This window comes from Citrobacter rodentium NBRC 105723 = DSM 16636 (assembly GCF_021278985.1).
Taxonomy (GTDB): domain Bacteria; phylum Pseudomonadota; class Gammaproteobacteria; order Enterobacterales; family Enterobacteriaceae; genus Citrobacter_A; species Citrobacter_A rodentium.
Genome location: NZ_CP082833.1, coordinates 2,571,409 through 2,590,374, shown reverse-complemented (window position 1 = coordinate 2,590,374; position 18,966 = coordinate 2,571,409). Strand labels below are relative to the sequence as shown.

At 56.2% G+C, this 18,966-nt stretch carries 16 protein-coding genes, 3 tRNA genes and 1 pseudogene; 11 read left to right on the top strand and 9 right to left on the bottom strand.

The window, feature by feature from the left end; all coding sequences use genetic code 11:
• Positions 1-71 precede the first annotated feature (71 nt).
• Positions 72-989, bottom strand: coding sequence for an ABC transporter permease (locus tag K7R23_RS12265; RefSeq protein ID WP_012906990.1), 918 nt, complete (start codon positions 987-989; stop codon positions 72-74).
• A 65-nt stretch (positions 990-1,054) separates the two neighbouring features.
• Here K7R23_RS12265 and K7R23_RS12260 point away from each other — a divergent pair, with 65 nt between their 5' ends.
• Positions 1,055-2,023, top strand: coding sequence for an IS5 family transposase (locus tag K7R23_RS12260; protein ID WP_012904651.1), 969 nt, complete (start codon positions 1,055-1,057; stop codon positions 2,021-2,023).
• A gap of 101 nt (positions 2,024-2,124) precedes the next feature.
• Here the strand turns inward: K7R23_RS12260 and K7R23_RS12255 are convergent.
• Positions 2,125-3,623, bottom strand: a pseudogene (locus K7R23_RS12255) (sugar ABC transporter ATP-binding protein).
• A gap of 466 nt (positions 3,624-4,089) precedes the next feature.
• Here K7R23_RS12255 and fucI point away from each other — a divergent pair.
• From fucI to fucR, 4 genes are read left to right on the top strand one after another with little or no spacing between them, the layout of a single operon-like run.
• Positions 4,090-5,865, top strand: a complete 1,776-nt coding sequence (gene fucI / locus K7R23_RS12250) for an L-fucose isomerase (protein ID WP_012906992.1) — start codon at positions 4,090-4,092, stop codon at positions 5,863-5,865.
• A gap of 26 nt (positions 5,866-5,891) precedes the next feature.
• The gene (gene fucK, locus K7R23_RS12245; RefSeq protein WP_012906993.1) at positions 5,892-7,286 is read left to right on the top strand and encodes an L-fuculokinase; all 1,395 of its coding nucleotides are present in this window, start codon (positions 5,892-5,894) and stop codon (positions 7,284-7,286) included.
• A 13-nt stretch (positions 7,287-7,299) separates the two neighbouring features.
• On the top strand, positions 7,300-7,722 hold the full coding sequence (gene fucU, locus K7R23_RS12240) for an L-fucose mutarotase (RefSeq protein ID WP_012906994.1): 423 nt from the start codon (positions 7,300-7,302) through the stop codon (positions 7,720-7,722).
• Between the two features lie 40 nt (positions 7,723-7,762).
• On the top strand, positions 7,763-8,473 hold the full coding sequence (gene fucR, locus K7R23_RS12235; RefSeq protein ID WP_012906995.1) for an L-fucose operon activator: 711 nt from the start codon (positions 7,763-7,765) through the stop codon (positions 8,471-8,473).
• Between the two features lie 42 nt (positions 8,474-8,515).
• Here the strand turns inward: fucR and rlmM are convergent, their stop codons facing one another.
• From rlmM to K7R23_RS12215, 4 genes are all read right to left on the bottom strand, one after another.
• Complete coding sequence (rlmM, locus tag K7R23_RS12230; protein ID WP_012906996.1) at positions 8,516-9,616, bottom strand: 23S rRNA (cytidine(2498)-2'-O)-methyltransferase RlmM; 1,101 nt, start codon at positions 9,614-9,616, stop codon at positions 8,516-8,518.
• Positions 9,609-10,004, bottom strand: a complete 396-nt coding sequence (locus tag K7R23_RS12225; protein WP_012906997.1) for a DUF423 domain-containing protein — start codon at positions 10,002-10,004, stop codon at positions 9,609-9,611. The genes rlmM and K7R23_RS12225 overlap by 8 nt, the downstream gene beginning before the upstream one ends.
• Positions 10,005-10,022: 18 nt before the next feature.
• Positions 10,023-10,940 (bottom strand): glycine cleavage system transcriptional regulator GcvA, encoded by a 918-nt coding sequence (gene gcvA / locus K7R23_RS12220; RefSeq protein ID WP_012906998.1) that lies wholly within the window; start codon positions 10,938-10,940, stop codon positions 10,023-10,025.
• A 349-nt stretch (positions 10,941-11,289) separates the two neighbouring features.
• Positions 11,290-11,517 (bottom strand): YgdI/YgdR family lipoprotein, encoded by a 228-nt coding sequence (locus K7R23_RS12215; protein ID WP_012906999.1) that lies wholly within the window; start codon positions 11,515-11,517, stop codon positions 11,290-11,292.
• 191 nt (positions 11,518-11,708) lie between these two features.
• On the opposite strand from K7R23_RS12215, the gene csdA reads away from it, so the two are divergent.
• Together csdA and csdE are read left to right on the top strand one after the other, a co-directional pair.
• Positions 11,709-12,917, top strand: coding sequence for a cysteine desulfurase CsdA (gene csdA / locus K7R23_RS12210; RefSeq protein WP_012907000.1), 1,209 nt, complete (start codon positions 11,709-11,711; stop codon positions 12,915-12,917).
• Positions 12,914-13,363, top strand: a complete 450-nt coding sequence (gene csdE / locus K7R23_RS12205) for a cysteine desulfurase sulfur acceptor subunit CsdE (RefSeq protein ID WP_012907001.1) — start codon at positions 12,914-12,916, stop codon at positions 13,361-13,363. The genes csdA and csdE overlap by 4 nt, the downstream gene beginning before the upstream one ends.
• A gap of 45 nt (positions 13,364-13,408) precedes the next feature.
• On the opposite strand, the gene tcdA is transcribed toward csdE, so the two are convergent.
• Both tcdA and mltA read right to left on the bottom strand, forming a co-directional pair.
• On the bottom strand, positions 13,409-14,215 hold the full coding sequence (gene tcdA / locus K7R23_RS12200) for a tRNA cyclic N6-threonylcarbamoyladenosine(37) synthase TcdA (RefSeq protein WP_012907002.1): 807 nt from the start codon (positions 14,213-14,215) through the stop codon (positions 13,409-13,411).
• 157 nt (positions 14,216-14,372) lie between these two features.
• Positions 14,373-15,470, bottom strand: coding sequence for a murein transglycosylase A (gene mltA / locus K7R23_RS12195; RefSeq protein ID WP_012907003.1), 1,098 nt, complete (start codon positions 15,468-15,470; stop codon positions 14,373-14,375).
• 207 nt (positions 15,471-15,677) lie between these two features.
• Here mltA and K7R23_RS12190 point away from each other — a divergent pair.
• The 3 genes from K7R23_RS12190 (at position 15,678) to K7R23_RS12180 (ending at position 15,995) form a co-directional block, all read left to right on the top strand.
• A tRNA-Met gene (locus K7R23_RS12190) sits at positions 15,678-15,754 on the top strand.
• 44 nt (positions 15,755-15,798) lie between these two features.
• Positions 15,799-15,875, top strand: a tRNA-Met gene (locus K7R23_RS12185).
• Positions 15,876-15,918: 43 nt separating this feature from the next.
• Positions 15,919-15,995, top strand: a tRNA-Met gene (locus tag K7R23_RS12180).
• A 136-nt stretch (positions 15,996-16,131) separates the two neighbouring features.
• Here the strand turns inward: K7R23_RS12180 and amiC are convergent.
• Entirely contained in the window at positions 16,132-17,385 is a 1,254-nt protein-coding gene (gene amiC / locus K7R23_RS12175; protein ID WP_012907004.1) for an N-acetylmuramoyl-L-alanine amidase AmiC, read from the bottom strand.
• A gap of 232 nt (positions 17,386-17,617) precedes the next feature.
• Between amiC and argA the strand changes: the two genes are divergently transcribed.
• Positions 17,618-18,949: an amino-acid N-acetyltransferase gene (argA, locus tag K7R23_RS12170; RefSeq protein WP_012907005.1), complete on the top strand. Its 1,332-nt coding sequence runs from the start codon at positions 17,618-17,620 to the stop codon at positions 18,947-18,949.
• Positions 18,950-18,966: the final 17 nt, after the last annotated feature.

Sequence of the window (18,966 nt, the reverse complement as noted above, 5' to 3'; positions counted from 1 at the left end):
GTATAACTCCGATTTAATGTCTCACCCTTTTACGGCAGGGTCTGTAATCCCCGTGACTGCCGGGAGCGTAATCAACGAATTTTCTTGCGCAGCGTATCGAGATACACGGCGGCGACCACCACTATGCCCATCGCCACCATTTGCCAGAACTGGGAAACGCCCATCAGGTTCAGGCCATTTTTCAGTACGCTCATAATGAAGGCGCCAATAATGGTGCCGCCAATGGTGCCGATGCCGCCCATCAGGCTGGTGCCGCCAATTACCACCGCCGCAATCGCCTCCAGCTCGTAGCCGACGCCGACGGTCGGCTGGCCGGAGTTCAGACGTGAGGCCAGAATCACCCCGGCGATGCCGGTCAACAGCCCGCAGAAGGCGTAAACGAAAATTTTGACCCGCTGGACCTTAATACCGGACAGGTGCGCCGCCACTTCATTGCTGCCGACGGCGTACACATAGCGGCCAATCACTGTCTTCTTCAGGATGTAGGCGGCCACCAGCGCCACAATCAGCAGGTAAAACACCGGATACGGCAGCACATCGAACAAGCGCCCCTGCGCCAGCAGCCTGAAGGTGGGATAATCAGCAAAGTAAATGGCGCGGCCATCGGTCATCACCATGTTGATGCCCCTCACCGACATCATCAGCCCCAGCGTGGCGATAAACGGCGGAATGGTCATTTTGGTCACCAGCAGTCCGTTGACGTAGCCGCAGAGCGCGCCAGCGATCACACCAGCCAGGATGCAGACTGGCAGCGGCAGACCAAGCGTGGCGCACAGCCCGACCGCGACGCCGGAAAAGGCGACAACGGACCCTAACGACAGGTCGATCCCGGCGGTGATAATCACAAAGGTCACGCCAATCGCCATAATGCCAATCACCGACGTTTGCAGCGCGATGGTCATCAGGTTTTCGGTATTAAAGAAAAACGGTGAACTGAAGCTGAAGAAAACAAGCAGAATAAGCAGGCTCAGCAGCGGCGCGAGGCGCATTAACAGTTCTTTATTTATTTTTAATTTTTTATTGGCTTTGTTGAATAAATCGAACTTTTGCTGAGTTGAAGGATCAGATCACGCATCCTCCCGACAACACAGACCATTCCGTGGCAAAGCAAAAGTTCAGAATCACCAACTGGTCCACCTACAACAAAGCTCTCATCAACCGTGGCTCCCTCACTTTCTGGCTGGATGATGAGGCGATTCAGGCCTGGTATGAGTCGGCAACACCTTCATCACGAGGAAGGCCCCAGCGCTATTCTGATCTCGCCATCACCACCGTTCTGGTGATTAAACGCGTATTCCGGCTGACCCTGCGGGCTGCGCAGGGTTTTATTGATTCCATTTTTGCCCTGATGAACGTTCCGTTGCGCTGCCCGGATTACACCAGTGTCAGTAAGCGGGCAAAGTCGGTTAATGTCAGTTTCAAAACGTCCACCCGGGGTGAAATCGCACACCTGGTGATTGATTCCACCGGGCTGAAGGTCTTTGGTGAAGGCGAATGGAAAGTCAGAAAGCACGGCAAAGAGCGCCGTCGTATCTGGCGAAAGTTGCATCTTGCTGTTGACAGCAACACACATGAAGTTGTCTGTGCAGACCTGTCGCTGAATAACGTCACGGACTCAGAAGCCTTCCCGGGCCTTATCCGGCAGACTCACAGAAAAATCAGGGCAGCCGCGGCAGACGGGGCTTACGATACCCGGCTCTGTCACGATGAACTGCGCCGCAAAAAAATCAGCGCGCTTATTCCTCCCCGAAAAGGTGCGGGTTACTGGCCCGGTGAATATGCAGACCGTAACCGTGCAGTGGCTAATCAGCGAATGACCGGGAGTAATGCGCGGTGGAAATGGACAACAGATTACAACCGTCGCTCGATAGCGGAAACGGCGATGTACCGGGTAAAACAGCTGTTCGGGGGTTCACTGACGCTGCGTGACTACGATGGTCAGGTTGCGGAGGCTATGGCCCTGGTACGAGCGCTGAACAAAATGACGAAAGCAGGTATGCCTGAAAGCGTGCGTATTGCCTGAAAACACAACCCGCTACGGGGGAGACTTACCCGAAATCTGATTTATTCAACAAAGCCTTTTTTATTATTGCTGTCGGATGAGGTGACAGAGATAGTCATGATTTACTCCTCTAACGTCGCGTATTGCATGATTTTTTCCTGTGTGGCGTTGTCGGCGGCTAATTCGCCGGTAATACGACCGTTACGCATCACCAGGATGCGATCGCACATGCCTAACACTTCCGGTAATTCAGAGGAAATCATTATTATTGATTTGCCTTTAGCCACGAGGCGATTCATTAATTCATAGATTTCCAGTTTTGCCCCGACATCAATTCCCGGGTCGGCTCATCAAAAATTAAAATATCAGTATCCTTACAGACCCAGCGGGCAATAATAATCTTCTGCTGGTTACCGCCGCTTAAATTAAGGGCGGCCTGTTCAAGATGCGGCGTTTTTATTCTGAGCGCCGTTACCTGCTCTGCGCTTGTTTGCTGGCAGCGCCGGGTATTGACATTACCAAAACGGTCAGAGAACTCAGGATAATTTCCCAGCATAATATTGCGCTCAACGGACAGATTGAGCGCCAGCCCCTCTTTTTTACGGTCTTCGGTTAAATAGCTGATGCCCTGGTCGATGGCGTCGGCAATATCGCGGATGGCGGTCACTTTGCCATTCAGTTTTATCGTCCCGCTGTCTATCGGGTCGGCGCCGAATATCGCCCGCGCCAGCTCCGTGCGTCCGGCCCCCATCAACCCGGCAAAGCCGAGAATTTCACCACGATAGAGCGTGAAGCTGACGTCATTGAGAACGCCTTTGCGGTTCAGCGCGCACACCTCCAGCAAAGGCTCCTGATGCGCCCGCGGCTCGCGGCGCGGATAGATATTGCCTAACTCGCGGCCCACCATCATCGCAATCAGATCGCTGATTTGCACCGTTTCATAATCAACGGTATCGATGTACTGTCCGTCACGCATGACGGTGGCGCGGTCGGCAATCAGCGCCAGCTCCTCCAGCCGGTGCGAGATATAAACAATGCCGGTGCCCTGCGCTTTCAGCAGTCGGGTGACGCGAAATAAACTCTCGATTTCCGTTTCGGTGAGCGCCGCCGTCGGCTCATCCATAATCAGGACTCTGGCATTAACGGAGATGGCTTTGGCAATTTCCACCATCTGCTGTTGCGCTACCGTCAGATCCGCAACCAATGTATCCGGCGAAATATTCAGATTCAGTTTTTGCAAAATTTCCTTTGCGGCCTGACGCTGCTGTTTTTCATCCAGCCGCCAGCGGTTATTTTTACAAAACTCTCTGCCGATAAAGATATTTTCTTCAACGGTTAACTCCGGGAAAAGATTAAATTCCTGATGAATAATGGTAATTCCGGCATTTTGCGCGCTGAGCGGATCGCTGAAGGTGACGGGACGCCCCTCAAAAATAATTTCCCCCTCGTCGGGTTGATAAACGCCGGCCAGAATTTTCATCAGCGTCGATTTACCCGCGCCATTTTCGCCTAACAGCGCATGAACTTCGCCTTTGCGTAGGGTAAAATTCACATTACTCAACGCCATTACGCCAGGAAAGCGCTTAGTAATATGACGCATCTGTAAGAATGTTTCAGACATTGCTGCTTTCCTCAATAATCAGAAAACGACAGGCTGTGATCGGGCGAATTCCGTTCTCAGGAAGCAGCCGTCACCGTAAATGTGAATACGTCCTGAAAACACAAATACATCACTACGATAGCGTTGCCAGAATTGCTAACTCGAGTTAGCGATCGGCCTTTTAAAGCTATTTTAGCCGCCAGGAAACGCCAAATTATTTGGTGTTAAACTGTGACAATGGACAGAAACTTTATTTTAACTTGATGATTAATATCTGTTTTTATTAAAAATCGATTTACTGTTTTATTTGACGCAGATCGAATTTTAACCACTTCTCGTGAAGCGACTCACAAACCCACCATAAAAAAGTTGTGTAAAAAATGCGCCGGCACCTAAGCTAACTCGAGTTAGCAAAATCACCTGTTTATCCCGCTGCCGCCATTTTGCGCCTGCGCAGCGCGCCTGAACACAAGATGAGGAACCACGCATGAATAACGTCAACCTGCCGAAAATCGGCATCCGTCCGGTGATTGACGGGCGTCGTATGGGCGTCCGGGAATCGCTGGAAACCCAGACCATGAACATGGCGAAAGCGACCGCCGCCCTGCTGACGGAAAAGCTGTGCTATGCCTGCGGCGCGCCCGTGGAATGCGTCATTGCCGATACCTGCATTGCCGGGATGGCGGAAGCCGCCGCCTGCGAAGAGAAGTTCAGCAGCCTGAACGTCGGCCTGACGATCACCGTCACCCCGTGCTGGTGCTATGGCAGCGAAACCATCGACATGGATCCAATGCGTCCGAAAGCCATCTGGGGCTTCAACGGCACCGAACGTCCGGGCGCGGTTTACCTTGCCGCAGCGCTGGCGGCCCACGCCCAGAAAGGGCTCCCGGCGTTCTCTGTTTACGGCCATGATGTGCAGGACGCGGGCGATACCCGCATCCCGGCTGACGTGGAAGAGAAACTGCTGCGCTTTGCGCGGGCGGGGCTGGCGGTCGCCAGTATCAGGGGTAAAAGCTATCTCTCGCTGGGCGGCGTCTCGATGGGCATCGCCGGTTCGATTGTCGATCACAACTTCTTTGAGTCCTGGCTCGGCATGAAAGTACAGTCCGTCGACATGACCGAACTGCGCCGCCGCATCGATCATAAAATCTATGACGAAGCCGAACTGGAACTGGCGCTGGCCTGGGCCGATAAACATTTCCGTTTTGTGGAAGATAAAAACGCCAGGCAGTATCAGCGTAACGCCGAACAAAACCGCCAGATCCTGCGCGAAAGTCTGCTGATGGCAATGTGCATTCGCGACATGATGCAGGGCAACCGCAAGCTGGCGGAGATGGGCCGCGTGGAAGAATCCCTCGGCTATAACGCCATAGTGGCGGGCTTCCAGGGGCAGCGCCACTGGACCGATCAATATCCTAACGGCGACACCGCCGAAGCGCTGCTCAACAGCTCGTTCGACTGGAACGGAGTGCGGCAACCGCTGATCGTCGCCACCGAAAACGACAGTCTGAACGGCGTCGCCATGCTGTTCGGCCATCAGTTGACCGGTACGGCGCAAATCTTTGCCGACGTGCGCACCTACTGGTCGCCGGAGGCGGTTAAGCGCGTAACGGGGCATACCCTGAGCGGCGCGGCGGAACACGGCATCATCCACCTGATTAACTCCGGCTCCGCCGCGCTGGACGGCACCTGTAAGCAGCGGAACAGCGAAGGTAAACCAACGATCAAGCCGTACCGCGAGATCAGCCAGCAGGAGGCGGACGCCTGCCTGGCGGCAACCGAATGGTGCCCGGCAATCCACGAATACTTTCGCGGCGGCGGCTTTTCGTCACGCTTTCTGAGCGAAGGCGGCGTGCCGTTTACCCTCTCCCGCGTCAATATCATTAAAGGGCTGGGGCCGGTGCTGCAAATCGCCGAAGGCTGGAGCGTTGAACTGCCGGAGGCGGTGCATGACACCCTCGACAAGCGTACCGACTCCAGCTGGCCGACCACCTGGTTTGCTCCGCGCCTGAGCGGCAAAGGCCCGTTCACCGACGTCTGGTCCGTGATGGCGAACTGGGGCGCGAACCACGGCGTGCTTACCGTCGGACACGTGGGGGCAGACTTTATCACCCTCGCCGCGATGCTGCGCATTCCGGTCTGTATGCACAACGTCGACGAAGCGAAAATTTACCGTCCTTCCGCCTGGGCCGCGCACGGCATGGACAGCGAAGGCCAGGATTATCGCGCCTGCCAGAACTACGGGCCGCTGTATAAGCGTTAAGATACGACGCAGGCCGGAGAGTCATTATGAAAAATGAAGTCATCTTGGTTCTCGACTGCGGCGCGACCAACGTGCGGGCGATGGCGGTTGACCGACAGGGTCACATCGTCGCCCGCGCCTCAGTGCCTAACGCCAGCGAGATTGCGCCGGAGAACAGCGCCTGGCACCAGTGGTCAGCAGACGCCATTCTGCACCGCTTCGCGACCTGCTGTTGCAGGCTGAGCAACGAACTGGCCGCCTGGCGGATACGCGGCATCACGGTCACTACCTTTGGCGTTGACGGCGCGCTGGTGAACGCGCGCGGCGAGCTGCTGTATCCGGTCATCAGCTGGAAATGTCCGCGCACCGCGGCGGTAATGGAAACCATCAGCCGCTATATGCCGCCGCACCGGCTACAGGCGATTTCCGGCGTCGGCGCATTCAGCTTCAACACCCTGTATAAGCTGATATGGCTTAAAGAAAATCACCCCACGCTGCTGGCGCAGGCCCATAGCTGGCTGTTTATCTCGTCGCTGATTAACCATCGTCTGACCGGCGAGTTCACCACTGACGTGACGATGGCCGGCACCAGCCAGCTGCTGGACATTCACCAGCGCGACTTCAGCGCCGACATTTTGCAGGCCGCAGGCTTGTCGCGGTCGCTCTTTCCGCGGCGGGTGGAAGCCGGTGAACGGATTGGCGCGCTGCAGCCTGCAGCCGCAACGCTGCTGGGGCTGACTGCCGGTATCCCGGTGATTTCCGCCGGACACGATACCCAGTTTGCCCTCTTTGGCGCGGGGGCGGAACGGGATGAACCGGTGCTCTCTTCCGGCACGTGGGAAATCCTGATGGTGCGTAGCCGCCAGGTGGACACCGCGATGTTAAGCCGCTATGCCGGTTCCACCTGCGAACTGGACAGCCAGACGGGGCTGTATAACCCGGGGATGCAATGGCTGGCTTCCGGCGTGCTGGAATGGGTGCGCAAACTGCTGTGGACGCCCGAAACGCCGTGGCAGACGCTGATTGACGAGGCGCAGCGCGTGCCGCGCGGAGCTGAAGGGGTAACCATGCAGTGCGATCTGCTCACCTCGCCGCAGGCGGGCTGGCAGGGCGTCACGCTCTCGACCACTCGCGGCCATTTATACCGCGCGGCGCTGGAGGGGTTAACGGAGCAACTACAGCGTAACCTGCATACGCTGGAACGCATCGGTCAATTCCGCGCAACAGAACTGCTGCTGGTCGGCGGCGGAAGCCGCAACCCGCTGTGGAATCAGATTAAAGCCGACGTGCTGGAAATCCCCGTCAAGGTACTGGACGACGCTGAAACCACCGTGGCCGGCGCCGCGATGTTTGGCTGGTATGGCGTTGGCGAATTTTCCAGCCCGCAGCAGGCCAGAGAACAGGTGCGCTATCAGTACCGTTATTATTATCCGCAGACGTAATAAAGGAACCGGTATGCTAAAAACCATTTCACCGTTAATTTCGCCGGCACTGCTCAAAGTGCTGGCGGAGATGGGCCACGGCGACGAGATTGTCTTTTCTGACGCCCACTTTCCGGCGCACAGTCTGGGCCCGCAGACAATCCGCGCTGACGGACTACAGGTCAGCGATTTGCTGCGGGCCATTATTCCGCTGTTTGAACTCGACAGCTACGCGCCGCCGCTGATCATGATGGCGGCGGTTGACGGCGACGTTCTCGATCCTGACGTTGAAACGCGGTATCGCGATGCCCTTAGCTGGCAGACGCCCTGCCCGCCCATTACGCGCATCGATCGCTTCGCCTTTTACCAGCGCGCGCAAAAGGCCTTTGCCATCGTCATCACCGGCGAGCGCGCAAAGTACGGGAATATCCTTTTAAAAAAAGGCGTAACGCCGTAATCTCATTCGCCTGAGAGGGTAAACCGCGAGACGTCCGGAGATGAAAGCGTTACGACAGCAAGCGATCGTCGATCTGCTCGGCAGGCATCAAAGCCTGACCACCGACGCGCTCTCCGTACAGCTTAACGTCAGTAAAGAGACGATCCGCCGCGATCTCAGCGAGCTACAGGCGCAGGGAAAAGTGTTGCGCAGCCACGGTCGGGCAAAAAGCCTTCGGCGGGAGTCTGCGGACAGCGGCGATCCCTTCTCGATCCGCCTGAAGAGCCACTATGCGCACAAGGCGGACATCGCCCGCAAGGCGCTGGGCTGGATCGATAACGGGATGGTGATTGCGCTGGACGCCAGTTCCACCTGCTGGTATCTGGCGCGGCAGCTGCCGGATATCAACATTCAGGTCTTTACCAACAGCCAGCCAGTTTGTCAGGAACTGAGCAAACGCGAGCGTATTCAGCTAATCTGCTCCGGCGGCAGGCTTGAGCGTAAGCACGGCTGCTACGTTAATCCTTCGCTTCTCTCGCAGCTTAAAGCGCTGGAGATCGATCTGTTTATTTTTTCCTGCGAAGGCATCGACCGCCACGGCGCGCTGTGGGACTCCAGCGCCTTTAACGCTGAATTTAAAACCGTACTGCTTAATCGCGCGGCGCAATCGCTGCTGCTGATCGATAAAAGTAAATTCAACCGCTCAGGAGAGGCGCGGCTGGGCCATCTGGATGAAGTGACGCATATTGTGACCGACGCGTCGCAGTTATAGCGGACCGGATGCAGCATTCGCGCCGCTATCCGGTCTGTTTCATCAGCGTTCGTCGCGACGACCGCCAACCGCCGCCCACAGGCGACGCACGTGTACCGTAACCTCTTCGCGATCGTGGTACAGCTGACGCGCCTGCATCTGGGCATTCACGCCGTGCTCGTCAAGCTGCGCCTGAATATAAGCGAGGTTCTGCGATACCTCTTCGTAGCGCTTTTTCATCGGCAGCTTGAGGTTGAAAATGGTTTCCCGACACCAGCCGTTCACCAGCCACTGCGCCATCAGCGCCGCCACTTTCGCCGGTTTTTCCACCATATCGCACACCATCCATGAGATATTGTTGCGGTTCGGACGATATTTAAAGCCATCTTCCCGCAGCCAGGTCACCTGGCCGGTGTCCATCAGACTCTGCGCCATTGGGCCGTTATCCACCGAATACACCCACATGTTGCGTTTCACCAGTTGATAAGTCCAGCCGCCGGGACAGGCGCCTAAATCTACCGCGTACATACCGTTGGCCAGCCGTTCATCCCACTCATCCTGGGGGATAAAGACGTGCAGCGCCTCTTCCAGCTTCAGCGTCGAGCGGCTAGGCGCATCGGCCGGGAACTTCAGGCGCGGAATGCCCATGTAATACGGCGAGTTGTTAAAGGCATACGAGTAGCCGGTATAACAGCAGCCTGGCGCAATAAAGAAGACGTGAACCACCGGCCGCTTCGGCGTCTCGTAATGGGTCAGAACCCCCGCGTCACGCAGCGCAGCGCGCAGCGGCACCGTAAATTTGCGGCAGAACTTCATCAGCTCTTTGCTTTCATTGGTGTCCGCCACTTCAACGCGCAGGTCGCCGCCCTTCTCGACAACGCCCTGCAACATGCCGACGATCGGCGTGACGCGATCTTCCGGCGGCAGATGCTGCAACAGCTCGCCAACCACAAACCACTGACGGGTAAAGATCAGCGAGCTGAACGGCAGATCGCGGATGATTTTGTCCGCGTCTTCAGCCTGATAGCATTCATAGATGACATAGCCCGCGTTCTCTTTAACGCGCGCGAAACCAAACAGCTCGCGACGCCCCGCTTTATCAGTAATTTCCGCAGCGCACTCTTTTTCAAAGCCCGGGCGACACAACAACACCACTTTATTCATGAACTACGCCCTTACGCTTCAAACGGATAGCGCCGATTAACATCAGCACCCAGCCTGCCAGAAAGCTCACGCCGCCGACAGGGGTCACAAACGCCCACAGGCGCAAATGCGACAGCGCCAGGCAATATAAGCTGCCGCTAAACAGCACCGTGCCTAACGCCAGAAAAACGCTGCTCCAGTAGAACCAGATACTGATGCGGCGCTGCATCGCCACCGCCAGGCCGAAGATCGCCAGCGTATGGAACGCCTGATACTGCAGGCCGGTCTGGATCCAGCCCATTTCAGCCATACCGAGGGTTTTACTCAGCACATGCGCGCCAAACGCGCCCAGAGCGACATAGATAAAGCCGCTGACAGCGGCAAAAATCAGCATAAAACGGCTGGTCATGGTGATACCCTAAATAAGTTATTGTTCGTAACGAAAGCGGAACTTTTCTTGTTCAGACGCCGCTTTCGCCAGGATCCACTGACGGAAGGCGGCTATTTTACCCAGTTCTGCCTGGCTGTCATGACAAACCAGATAAAATGCGTTCTTACTGACCAGAACGTCATTAAATGGACAGACCAGGCGTCCGGCTTCAATTTCAGATTGCGCCATCACGTTGTTCGCCAGCGCGATGCCCTGACCATGAATGGCGGCCTGCAACACCATCGCGCTGTGGCTGAAGATTGGCCCCTGCTGCACGTTGATATGATTCAGCCCCAGCTGGCGGGTATACGTTTGCCAGTCACGGCGCGAGGCATCGTGCAGTAACGTGTGTTTTGCCAGATCTTCCGGCGATTTTAACGGCTTATCGCCGGTCAGCAGCAGCGGCGAACATACGGGCAGCAGATATTCCGCATACAATTTTTCTACCCGCAGCCCCGGCCAGTTGCCGCGACCATAAAAGATAGCGACGTCCACATCGTCGGCCAGCTTATCCTCCTGGCGGTCCACCGCCTGGATTCTGACGTCGATTCCCGGATAAGCTGAGTTAAAGCTGGAGAGCCGGGGAACCAGCCACTGAATCGCGAAACTGGGTAATAAACTGACCGTCAACGCCCCTTTTGCGCTCCGCGCCTGAAGTTTACGCGTCGCTTCGGTCAATTGCGAAAAAATCTCTTTAATATCGAGGAAATAGCTCTGTCCTTCCTCTGTCAGCAGTAAAGAACGGTTGCGCCGACGAAACAGCTTCAGCCCCAAAAAATCCTCAAGTGACTTGATTTGGTGACTTACTGCGGCCTGGGTCACAAAAAGCTCCTCTGCTGCGCGCGTGAAGCTTAAATGCCGGGCGGCGGCATCAAAAACACGTAATGCGTTCAGAGGTGGAAGGCGTTTAGACATGGCTTTTAGACTTTGATGTTAAAACAATTTAACAATTAGATTACAACATGTAACCTATTAGTTTTTTTTATCTGAGACATTATAATTTGTCCGTTGAGGAACTACCAGCAAATACCTATAGTGGCGACACTTCCTGAGCCGGAACGAAAAGTTTTATCGGAATGCGTGTTCTGGTGGGCTTTTGGCTTACGGTTGTGATGTTGTGTTGTTGTGTTTGCAATTGGTCTGCGATTCAGACCACGGTAGCGAAGCTACCCTTTTTCACTTCCTGTACATTTACCCTGTCTGTCCATAGTGATTAATGTAGCACCGCCCTATTGCGGTGCTTTTTTTTACCTTCAGACGCTGATTAATCTTCCAGCGCAACCATCTCTTTTACGTCAGTACGGTTAATCTGCTGTTTGTTGCCGTTAGCGTCTTTGTAAGAGATCATCCCGGTGTCATTATCGGTCTGCGGCTTACCGTCAGAGACTATGCTACGACCATCGTTGGTGTGCATGACATAGTTCGGACCGGAACAGGCGCTCAGGGCAAAAGTCAGCATACATGCAGAAATAATTGCGGCAGTCTTTTTCATCTTCTTCTCCTTAAAGCTGTTTATGCTATTAAAAATGGACTCCGTAACAGGCAGAAACTTTTGCCTAACACTATTCAGCATAAGACACTGGTCTGATTTCGCCAGGTTATCCGGAAGATTCCTGGAGACAGGCAAGCCTTGTATCGTCAGCAAATTTACGCCACGATCGGCTGACTGAACTGAGGAATACCATGAACGCTTTCAATCCCGCGCAGTTTCGCGCGCAGTTTCCCGCCCTGGCAGACGCCGGCGTTTACCTTGACAGCGCGGCGACGGCGCTCAAGCCGCAGGCGGTTATTGACGCCACTCAGCGGTTTTACAGCCTGAGCGCCGGGAACGTCCATCGCAGCCAGTTTGCTGAAGCCCGGCGCCTCACCGCGCGCTACGAGGCTGCCCGGGAACAAGTGGCGCGGCTGCTGAACGCGCCGGATGAGAAAACCATCGTCTGGACCCGCGGCACCACCGAAGCCATTAATATGGTGGCGCAAAGCTACGCTCGTCCGCGCCTGCAGCCGGGTGATGAAATTATCGTCAGCGCCGCTGAGCACCACGCCAATCTCGTCCCCTGGCTGATGGTGGCGGAGCAAACCGGCGCGAAGGTGGTGAAGCTGCCGCTCGATGCGCAATTTATACCGGATATTGCACGCCTGGCGGAGATAATCACTCCCCGCAGCCGTATTCTGGCGCTGGGGCAAATGTCGAACGTCACCGGCGGCTGCCCGGATCTGGCCCGCGCCATTACGCTTGCTCATCGCGCCGGCATGGTCGTTATGGTGGACGGGGCGCAGGGCGCGGTTCATTTCCCCGCCGATGTGCAACGGCTCGATATCGACTTCTATGCTTTTTCCGGCCATAAACTGTACGGGCCGACGGGTATCGGCGTGCTCTACGGCAAACCCGAACTGCTGGCGGCAATGTCGCCCTGGCTTGGCGGCGGCAAAATGATCGACACCGTCAGCTTTGAGGGGTTCACCACCCAAGCCGCGCCGTGGAAGCTGGAGGCTGGCACCCCTAATGTAGCGGGGGTGACCGGGATGGGCGCGGCGCTGGAATGGCTGGCGGAAGTTGATATCGCCCAGGCGGAAAGCTGGAGTCGCGGGCTGGCGACGCTGGCGGAAGAGGCGCTGGCGAAACGCCCTGGATTTCGCTCGTTCCGCTGCCAGGACTCAAGCCTGCTGGCCTTTGATTTTGCGGGCGTTCACCATAGCGATATGGTAACGCTGCTGGCGGAATACGGCATCGCGCTACGCGCCGGACAGCACTGCGCCCAGCCGCTGCTGGCGGAACTGGGCATAACGGGCACTCTGCGCGCCTCATTTGCGCCGTATAATACAAAGAGTGATGTGGATGCGCTGGTTAACGCCGTTGATCGCGCGCTTGAACTATTGGTGGATGAATGACAACTCCTGTGCTCGCTGGACACCCGTTCGGCACAAACGTAACCGAAGAGACGCTACGCGACATTTTTCTTCCTCTCAGCCAGTGGGAAGACAAATATCGGCAGTTGATTTTGCTGGGAAAACAGCTTCCGGCGCTGTCGGATGAGCTGAAAGCGCAGGCAAAAGAGATTGCCGGTTGCGAAAACCGCGTCTGGCTGGGATATACCCGCGCGGACAGCGGCGCGCTGCACTTCTACGGCGACAGCGAGGGCCGTATTGTGCGCGGTTTGCTGGCGGTGTTGCTTACGGCGGTGGAAGGCAAAACCGCGGCGCAGCTGCTGGCGCATTCACCGCTGGCGCTGTTTGATGAGCTGGGTTTGCGCGCGCAGTTAAGCGCCTCGCGTAGCCAGGGGCTGAATGCGCTCAGCGAGGCGATCGTTAACGCGGCGCAGGATGCCGGAACTTAACCAGCCACAGGTCGGATAAGCCCCGCGCCATCCGACATCATTCCACTAAACCTGGCGCGCCGCCTTCGCCATCATCTTTTTCAGTGCGTGAGAAACCGCCACAAAGCCAAAGGTGGCGGTGACCATCGTCGCTGCGCCGAAGCCCGACGCGCAGTCCATCCGTTTCGGCCCTTCCGCCGTCGCTTTCATGGCGCAGACGCTGCCGTCGGCCTGGGGATAAACCAGCGCCTCGGTGGAGAACACGCAGTCCACGCCCAGCTTGCCTTTGCTGTTTTTCACCACGCCAAAATCACTTTTCAGCCGCTCGCGCAGCTTCGCCGCCAGCGGATCCTGAATGGTTTTCGCCAGATCCGTCACCTGAATTTGAGTAGGATCGATCTGGCCGCCCGCGCCGCCGGTGGTCACCAGCGGGATTTTGTTGCGACGGCAGTATGCAATCAGCGCCGCCTTCGGGCGCACGCTGTCAATGGCGTCAATCACATAGCTGAATCCGGCGTTCATATATTCCGCGACGTTATCCGGCGTCACAAAGTCATCGACTACGCTGACCCGGCATTCCGGGTTGATCTGGCGAAGGCGTTCGGCCATCACCTCCGCTTTCGCCAGCCCGACGTTGTCGCGCAGGGCGTGGATCTGGCGGTTGGTGTTGGTGACGCACACATCATCCATATCAATAAGGGTAATCGCGCCGATACCGGTTCGCGCCAGCGCCTCCGCCGCCCACGAACCGACGCCGCCAATCCCGACCACGCAGATATGCGCGTCGGCAAACAGCTGCAGCGCTTTTTCACCATACAGGCGCGCCGTGCCGCCAAAACGCTGACGCCAGGCATCACTTATTACAACAGACATACCACCTCAGAATGACCGGAGACGTTTGCCGGATGGCGGCGTAAACGCCTTATCCGGCCTACAAAATACATAAACTCAGCACCGTTGCCGGATGGCGGCGCAAGCGCCTTATCCGGCCTACAGGTTATTTACAGCAACGGCGCGCAGAATAACATATTCAGCCGCTGAAGACGTTGCCGGCGCCGGGGGCGGTTTTCAGCACCCAGACGCGACCGTAGTGATTATACCAGCCGGCACGGTGTCCGGCCTCGGGTCCAATTCCCTGATAAATATCGAAATGCTGGCCTTTAATCGCCCCGCCGACGTCCAGCGCCACCATCAGGCGCAGTTCGTACTGACCGTTAAATTTGCCGTTATTGTCCAGTAGCGGCACCTCAGCAAGCAGCGTTGTCCCCGCCGGAACAATGCTACGGTCAGAAGCGACGGAGGCGCGGCCAATCAGCGGCACGGCGCTCGCCCCTTTCACCGGCGCGAAAGACTGCGGCTTGAAGAAGACGAAGGAGGGGTTCTGCTCTAACAGTTCGCGAACTTCCGCCTCGCTGTGCGTTTCGCCCCAGTGACGGATCGCCTGCATCGACATATCTTCCCGCTTCACTTCGCCGCGATCGATCAGCACCTTGCCGATACTGCGATAGGCATGACCGTTTTTGCCCGCATAGCTGAAGAAATTCAGCGGCGAACCGTCGCCAAAGTCGATATAGCCGCTGCCCTGCACATCCATGATGAAGTTATCCATCAGCGAGTTGCTGTAAGCGAGAATATAATTGTCGCTCAGCGCGCCCGCGTAAATTTCCGCGCGGGACGGTAAACGTCCGCGTTTTGGTGGCATACGATAGATAGGGTACTGAAACTCGCCCTGACGGGTATGACGCGCCTGCACTACCGGGGTGTAGTAACCGGTAAACTGCACGTTGCCGTAGTTATCCGCCCCTTCCATCTGCCAAGCGTCGATGCCGAACTGGCGCATGGAGCGCGTATCGCCACCAGCGCGCAGCCACTCCTGGACGGCACTGTAGACGCTGCTCTGGCTGCCATACAGACGCGGAGAGGCGCTGCGGATCTGGTTTACCTGCTCGGCGAAATCACCGGCGTTAATCGGTGCGCCGACGGCGTCCGGCTGATTCACCAGTGAAAAAGGCTGGGTAAACTTCCCGTCTTTATACTGCTGTCCGCGATCGGTTGGCTTTGAGGTACAGGCGGCAAGCACGGCCACGACTGCGCCCATAAGGAGATAATTTACCCAACGTGATTTCATTGTTCTCGTCTTTTAATCGTCAATAATGCGCAATGAAGATAACAAACCACACCCTCTAATGAAACGAGCAGTGTTGCCCTTACGCAAATTCTGCGCAAAATTTAAACCAAAATGCGTTGTTTTTGTTCATTTTTGCCCTTAAACCGTAATCCAGGTGAAAAAAGGGTTGCATGAAAATGTTAGCAGAGTATAGTGCGCTTCCACGGACGCGGGGTGGAGCAGCCTGGTAGCTCGTCGGGCTCATAACCCGAAGGTCGTCGGTTCAAATCCGGCCCCCGCAACCAATTAAAATTTGATGCAAAGACTTTCTGCAAAGCAGAAACACGGACGCGGGGTGGAGCAGCCTGGTAGCTCGTCGGGCTCATAACCCGAAGGTCGTCGGTTCAAATCCGGCCCCCGCAACCAATCAAAATTTGATGCAGAGATTTCTGCAAAGCAGTAATACGGACGCGGGGTGGAGCAGCCTGGTAGCTCGTCGGGCTCATAACCCGAAGGTCGTCGGTTCAAATCCGGCCCCCGCAACCAATACTAAACACCTTAGCGGGTGTTTTTTTGTTTCTGGCGTCCGCGTACATTTTCAGTTTACCGCCAGCAGCCGGATGACACGGCAGGCCGGGCAAACGAAACGCCCCCGCCATCACAGCAAAAGCGCTCCGAATCATTATCCTCTTCTCGCCAGCGTCGCCCCGTCGGCAAAATAGGCCTTAATTCCGGCTAAAATCGACTCCGCCACCTCCTGCTGGAACTTCGCCGTTTTGAGCTTACGCTCCTCCTCAATGTTGCTGATAAACGCCGTTTCGACGAGGATCGACGGAATATCCGGCGCTTTCAGGACCGCAAAGCCCGCCTGTTCCACCTGATTCTTATGCAGATTGTTAATCTTACTGAGCTTGTTCAGCACCGCTTTACCAAATTTCAGGCTGTCGGCAATGGTCAGCGACTGCACCATATCGAACATGGTATGGTCAACATAGCGATCGCCGCTTTTGCTGACCCCGCCAATTAAGTCGGAGGCGTTCTGCGTCTGCGCCAGGTATTTCGCCGCGGTACTGGTGGCGCCTTTGGTCGACAGGGCAAATACCGAAGAACCGCTGGGCTGGCGGCTGGTGAACGCATCGGCGTGAATCGATACAAACAGGTCTGCACGCTGCTTCTGCGCCTTGGCCACGCGCACCTTCAGCGGAATAAAGATATCTTCATTACGCGTCATATAGACCTTCATGTTGCCCTCTTTTTCGATCAGCGCCCGTAAACGCCTGGCGATCTGCAACACCACATCTTTTTCCCGCGTTTTATATTTGCCTACCGCGCCGGAGTCCTCGCCGCCGTGTCCCGGATCGAGCATGATCACAATCGGACGATCGCGCCCGGCTTTCCCCGGCTGCGGTCCGCTCTGCGCAGGCGGCACCTGCTTATCAAGATCGCCTCTGTTGTAGTCCTCAAGCAGCGCCAGCAGCGGATCCTGCATATCCTGCGCATTGGCAGGATAAAGATCCATCACCAGGCGTTCCTTAAATCCGGCCACTGGCGCCAGCGCAAACAGCTGCGGCTTCACGTTTTGTTTCAGCTCAAACACCATACGAACGGTCTGCGGATCGAACTGCCCCACCCGCGCCGACTTGATGTAAGGATCGTCAGGACGAATTTGCGCCGCCATGCCCTTCAGCACGGAGTTCAAATTCACATCTTCAATATCCACAACCACGCGTTCGGGATTGCTCAGGGCAAACTGCTTATATTTCAGCTGTCGGTTCGATTCCACCGTAACGCGGGTATAACTCGATGCGGGCCAGATACGAACCGCAACAATCTGACTGACGGCAGCCAGACCGACCTGACTGACGCTCAATAGCCACATGGCGCCCGCCCCTTGCAGTAAACGACGGCGGCTGATGGGTGGATTGGTTCCCGACATGCTTCTCCCGAGCAAATAAAACGTAGCGGTGTAGATGACTAAATGTCCAAATTGACCGGAAACTTTAGCGAATGACGCATAATCTGTCATCTATAAAAGGGTAAACTTTCTTTTACCATTCACGGTATTACTGAGAAAAAACTTTTCCCGGGCGAAAATTTGCGCTTGCGCGCGGCAAGAAAACAGAATAAAAATACAGTAATTACGAATAATCATGCAATGAGGGTGTGCCGTGGTGAAGGAGCGTAGAACCGAACTGGTCCAGGGATTCCGCCATTCTGTTCCCTATATCAATACTCATCGGGGGAAAACCTTTGTCATTATGCTCGGCGGCGAAGCTATTGAGCATGAAAACTTTTCCAGCATCGTCAATGATATTGGCCTTCTTCACAGCCTCGGCATCCGTCTGGTGGTGGTCTATGGCGCGCGACCGCAAATCGACGCCAACCTCGCACTGCATCATCATGAGCCGATGTACCACAAAAATACCCGTGTGACCGATGCCAAAACGCTGGAGCTGGTGAAGCAGGCGGCAGGGACGTTGCAACTGGATATTACCGCCCGGCTGTCGATGAGTCTGAACAATACGCCGCTACAGGGCGCGCACATCAACGTGGTCAGCGGGAATTTCATCATCGCGCAGCCGCTGGGCGTTGACGATGGCGTCGACTACTGCCACAGCGGACGCATTCGCCGTATTGATGAAGAAGCCATCCATCGTCAGCTGGACAGCGGCGCAATCGTCCTGATGGGACCGGTGGCGGTCTCGGTAACCGGCGAAAGCTTTAACCTGACCTCGGAAGAGATCGCCACGCAGCTGGCCATCAAACTGAAGGCTGAAAAGATGATTGGCTTCTGCTCTTCTCAGGGGGTAACCAACGAAGACGGCGATATCGTCTCCGAACTGTTCCCCAATGAGGCCCAGACGCGCGTTGAGGCGCAGGAAGAGAAAGGCGATTACAACTCCGGCACCGTGCGGTTCCTGCGCGGGGCGGTAAAAGCCTGCCGCAGCGGCGTCCGCCGTTGTCATCTGATCAGCTATCAGGAGGACGGCGCGCTGTTGCAGGAGCTGTTCTCCCGCGACGGTATCGGAACGCAGATTGTAATGGAGAGCGCCGAGCAGATCCGCCGGGCGACCATTAACGACATCGGCGGCATCCTGGAACTGATTCGTCCGCTGGAGCAACAGGGAATTCTGGTACGCCGCTCGCGCGAACAGCTGGAGATGGAGATCGACAAGTTCACCATTATCCAGCGCGATAATATGACCATCGCCTGCGCCGCGCTCTACCCCTTCCCGGAAGAAAAAATCGGTGAAATGGCCTGCGTGGCGGTGCATCCCGATTACCGCAGCTCCTCGCGGGGCGAGGTTCTGCTGGAACGAATTGCCGCCCAGGCTAAACAACTTGGTCTGAGCAAGCTGTTCGTGCTCACCACCCGCAGTATTCACTGGTTCCAGGAGCGCGGCTTTACGCCGGTGGATATCGACCTGTTGCCGGAGAGCAAAAAGGAGATGTACAACTATCAGCGGTGTTCAAAAGTGCTGATGGCGGATCTGGGATAAGCGCCATCTGGCGTTGG

What these genes read in the sequence shown, in the direction of transcription:
- fucU (WP_012906994.1), top strand. Translation starts at nt 7,300, where the DNA reads ATGCTAAAAACCATTTCACCGTTAATTTCGCCGGCACTGCTCAAAGTG.
- gcvA (WP_012906998.1), bottom strand. Translation starts at nt 10,940, where the DNA reads ATGTCTAAACGCCTTCCACCTCTGAACGCATTACGTGTTTTTGATGCC.
- mltA (WP_012907003.1), bottom strand. Translation starts at nt 15,470, where the DNA reads ATGAAATCACGTTGGGTAAATTATCTCCTTATGGGCGCAGTCGTGGCC.
- fucI (WP_012906992.1), top strand. Translation starts at nt 4,090, where the DNA reads ATGAATAACGTCAACCTGCCGAAAATCGGCATCCGTCCGGTGATTGAC.
- K7R23_RS12215 (WP_012906999.1), bottom strand. Translation starts at nt 11,517, where the DNA reads ATGAAAAAGACTGCCGCAATTATTTCTGCATGTATGCTGACTTTTGCC.
- csdE (WP_012907001.1), top strand. Translation starts at nt 12,914, where the DNA reads ATGACAACTCCTGTGCTCGCTGGACACCCGTTCGGCACAAACGTAACC.
- tcdA (WP_012907002.1), bottom strand. Translation starts at nt 14,215, where the DNA reads ATGTCTGTTGTAATAAGTGATGCCTGGCGTCAGCGTTTTGGCGGCACG.
- amiC (WP_012907004.1), bottom strand. Translation starts at nt 17,385, where the DNA reads ATGTCGGGAACCAATCCACCCATCAGCCGCCGTCGTTTACTGCAAGGG.
- fucR (WP_012906995.1), top strand. Translation starts at nt 7,763, where the DNA reads ATGAAAGCGTTACGACAGCAAGCGATCGTCGATCTGCTCGGCAGGCAT.
- rlmM (WP_012906996.1), bottom strand. Translation starts at nt 9,616, where the DNA reads ATGAATAAAGTGGTGTTGTTGTGTCGCCCGGGCTTTGAAAAAGAGTGC.
- csdA (WP_012907000.1), top strand. Translation starts at nt 11,709, where the DNA reads ATGAACGCTTTCAATCCCGCGCAGTTTCGCGCGCAGTTTCCCGCCCTG.
- fucK (WP_012906993.1), top strand. Translation starts at nt 5,892, where the DNA reads ATGAAAAATGAAGTCATCTTGGTTCTCGACTGCGGCGCGACCAACGTG.
- K7R23_RS12225 (WP_012906997.1), bottom strand. Translation starts at nt 10,004, where the DNA reads ATGACCAGCCGTTTTATGCTGATTTTTGCCGCTGTCAGCGGCTTTATC.
- K7R23_RS12265 (WP_012906990.1), bottom strand. Translation starts at nt 989, where the DNA reads ATGCGCCTCGCGCCGCTGCTGAGCCTGCTTATTCTGCTTGTTTTCTTC.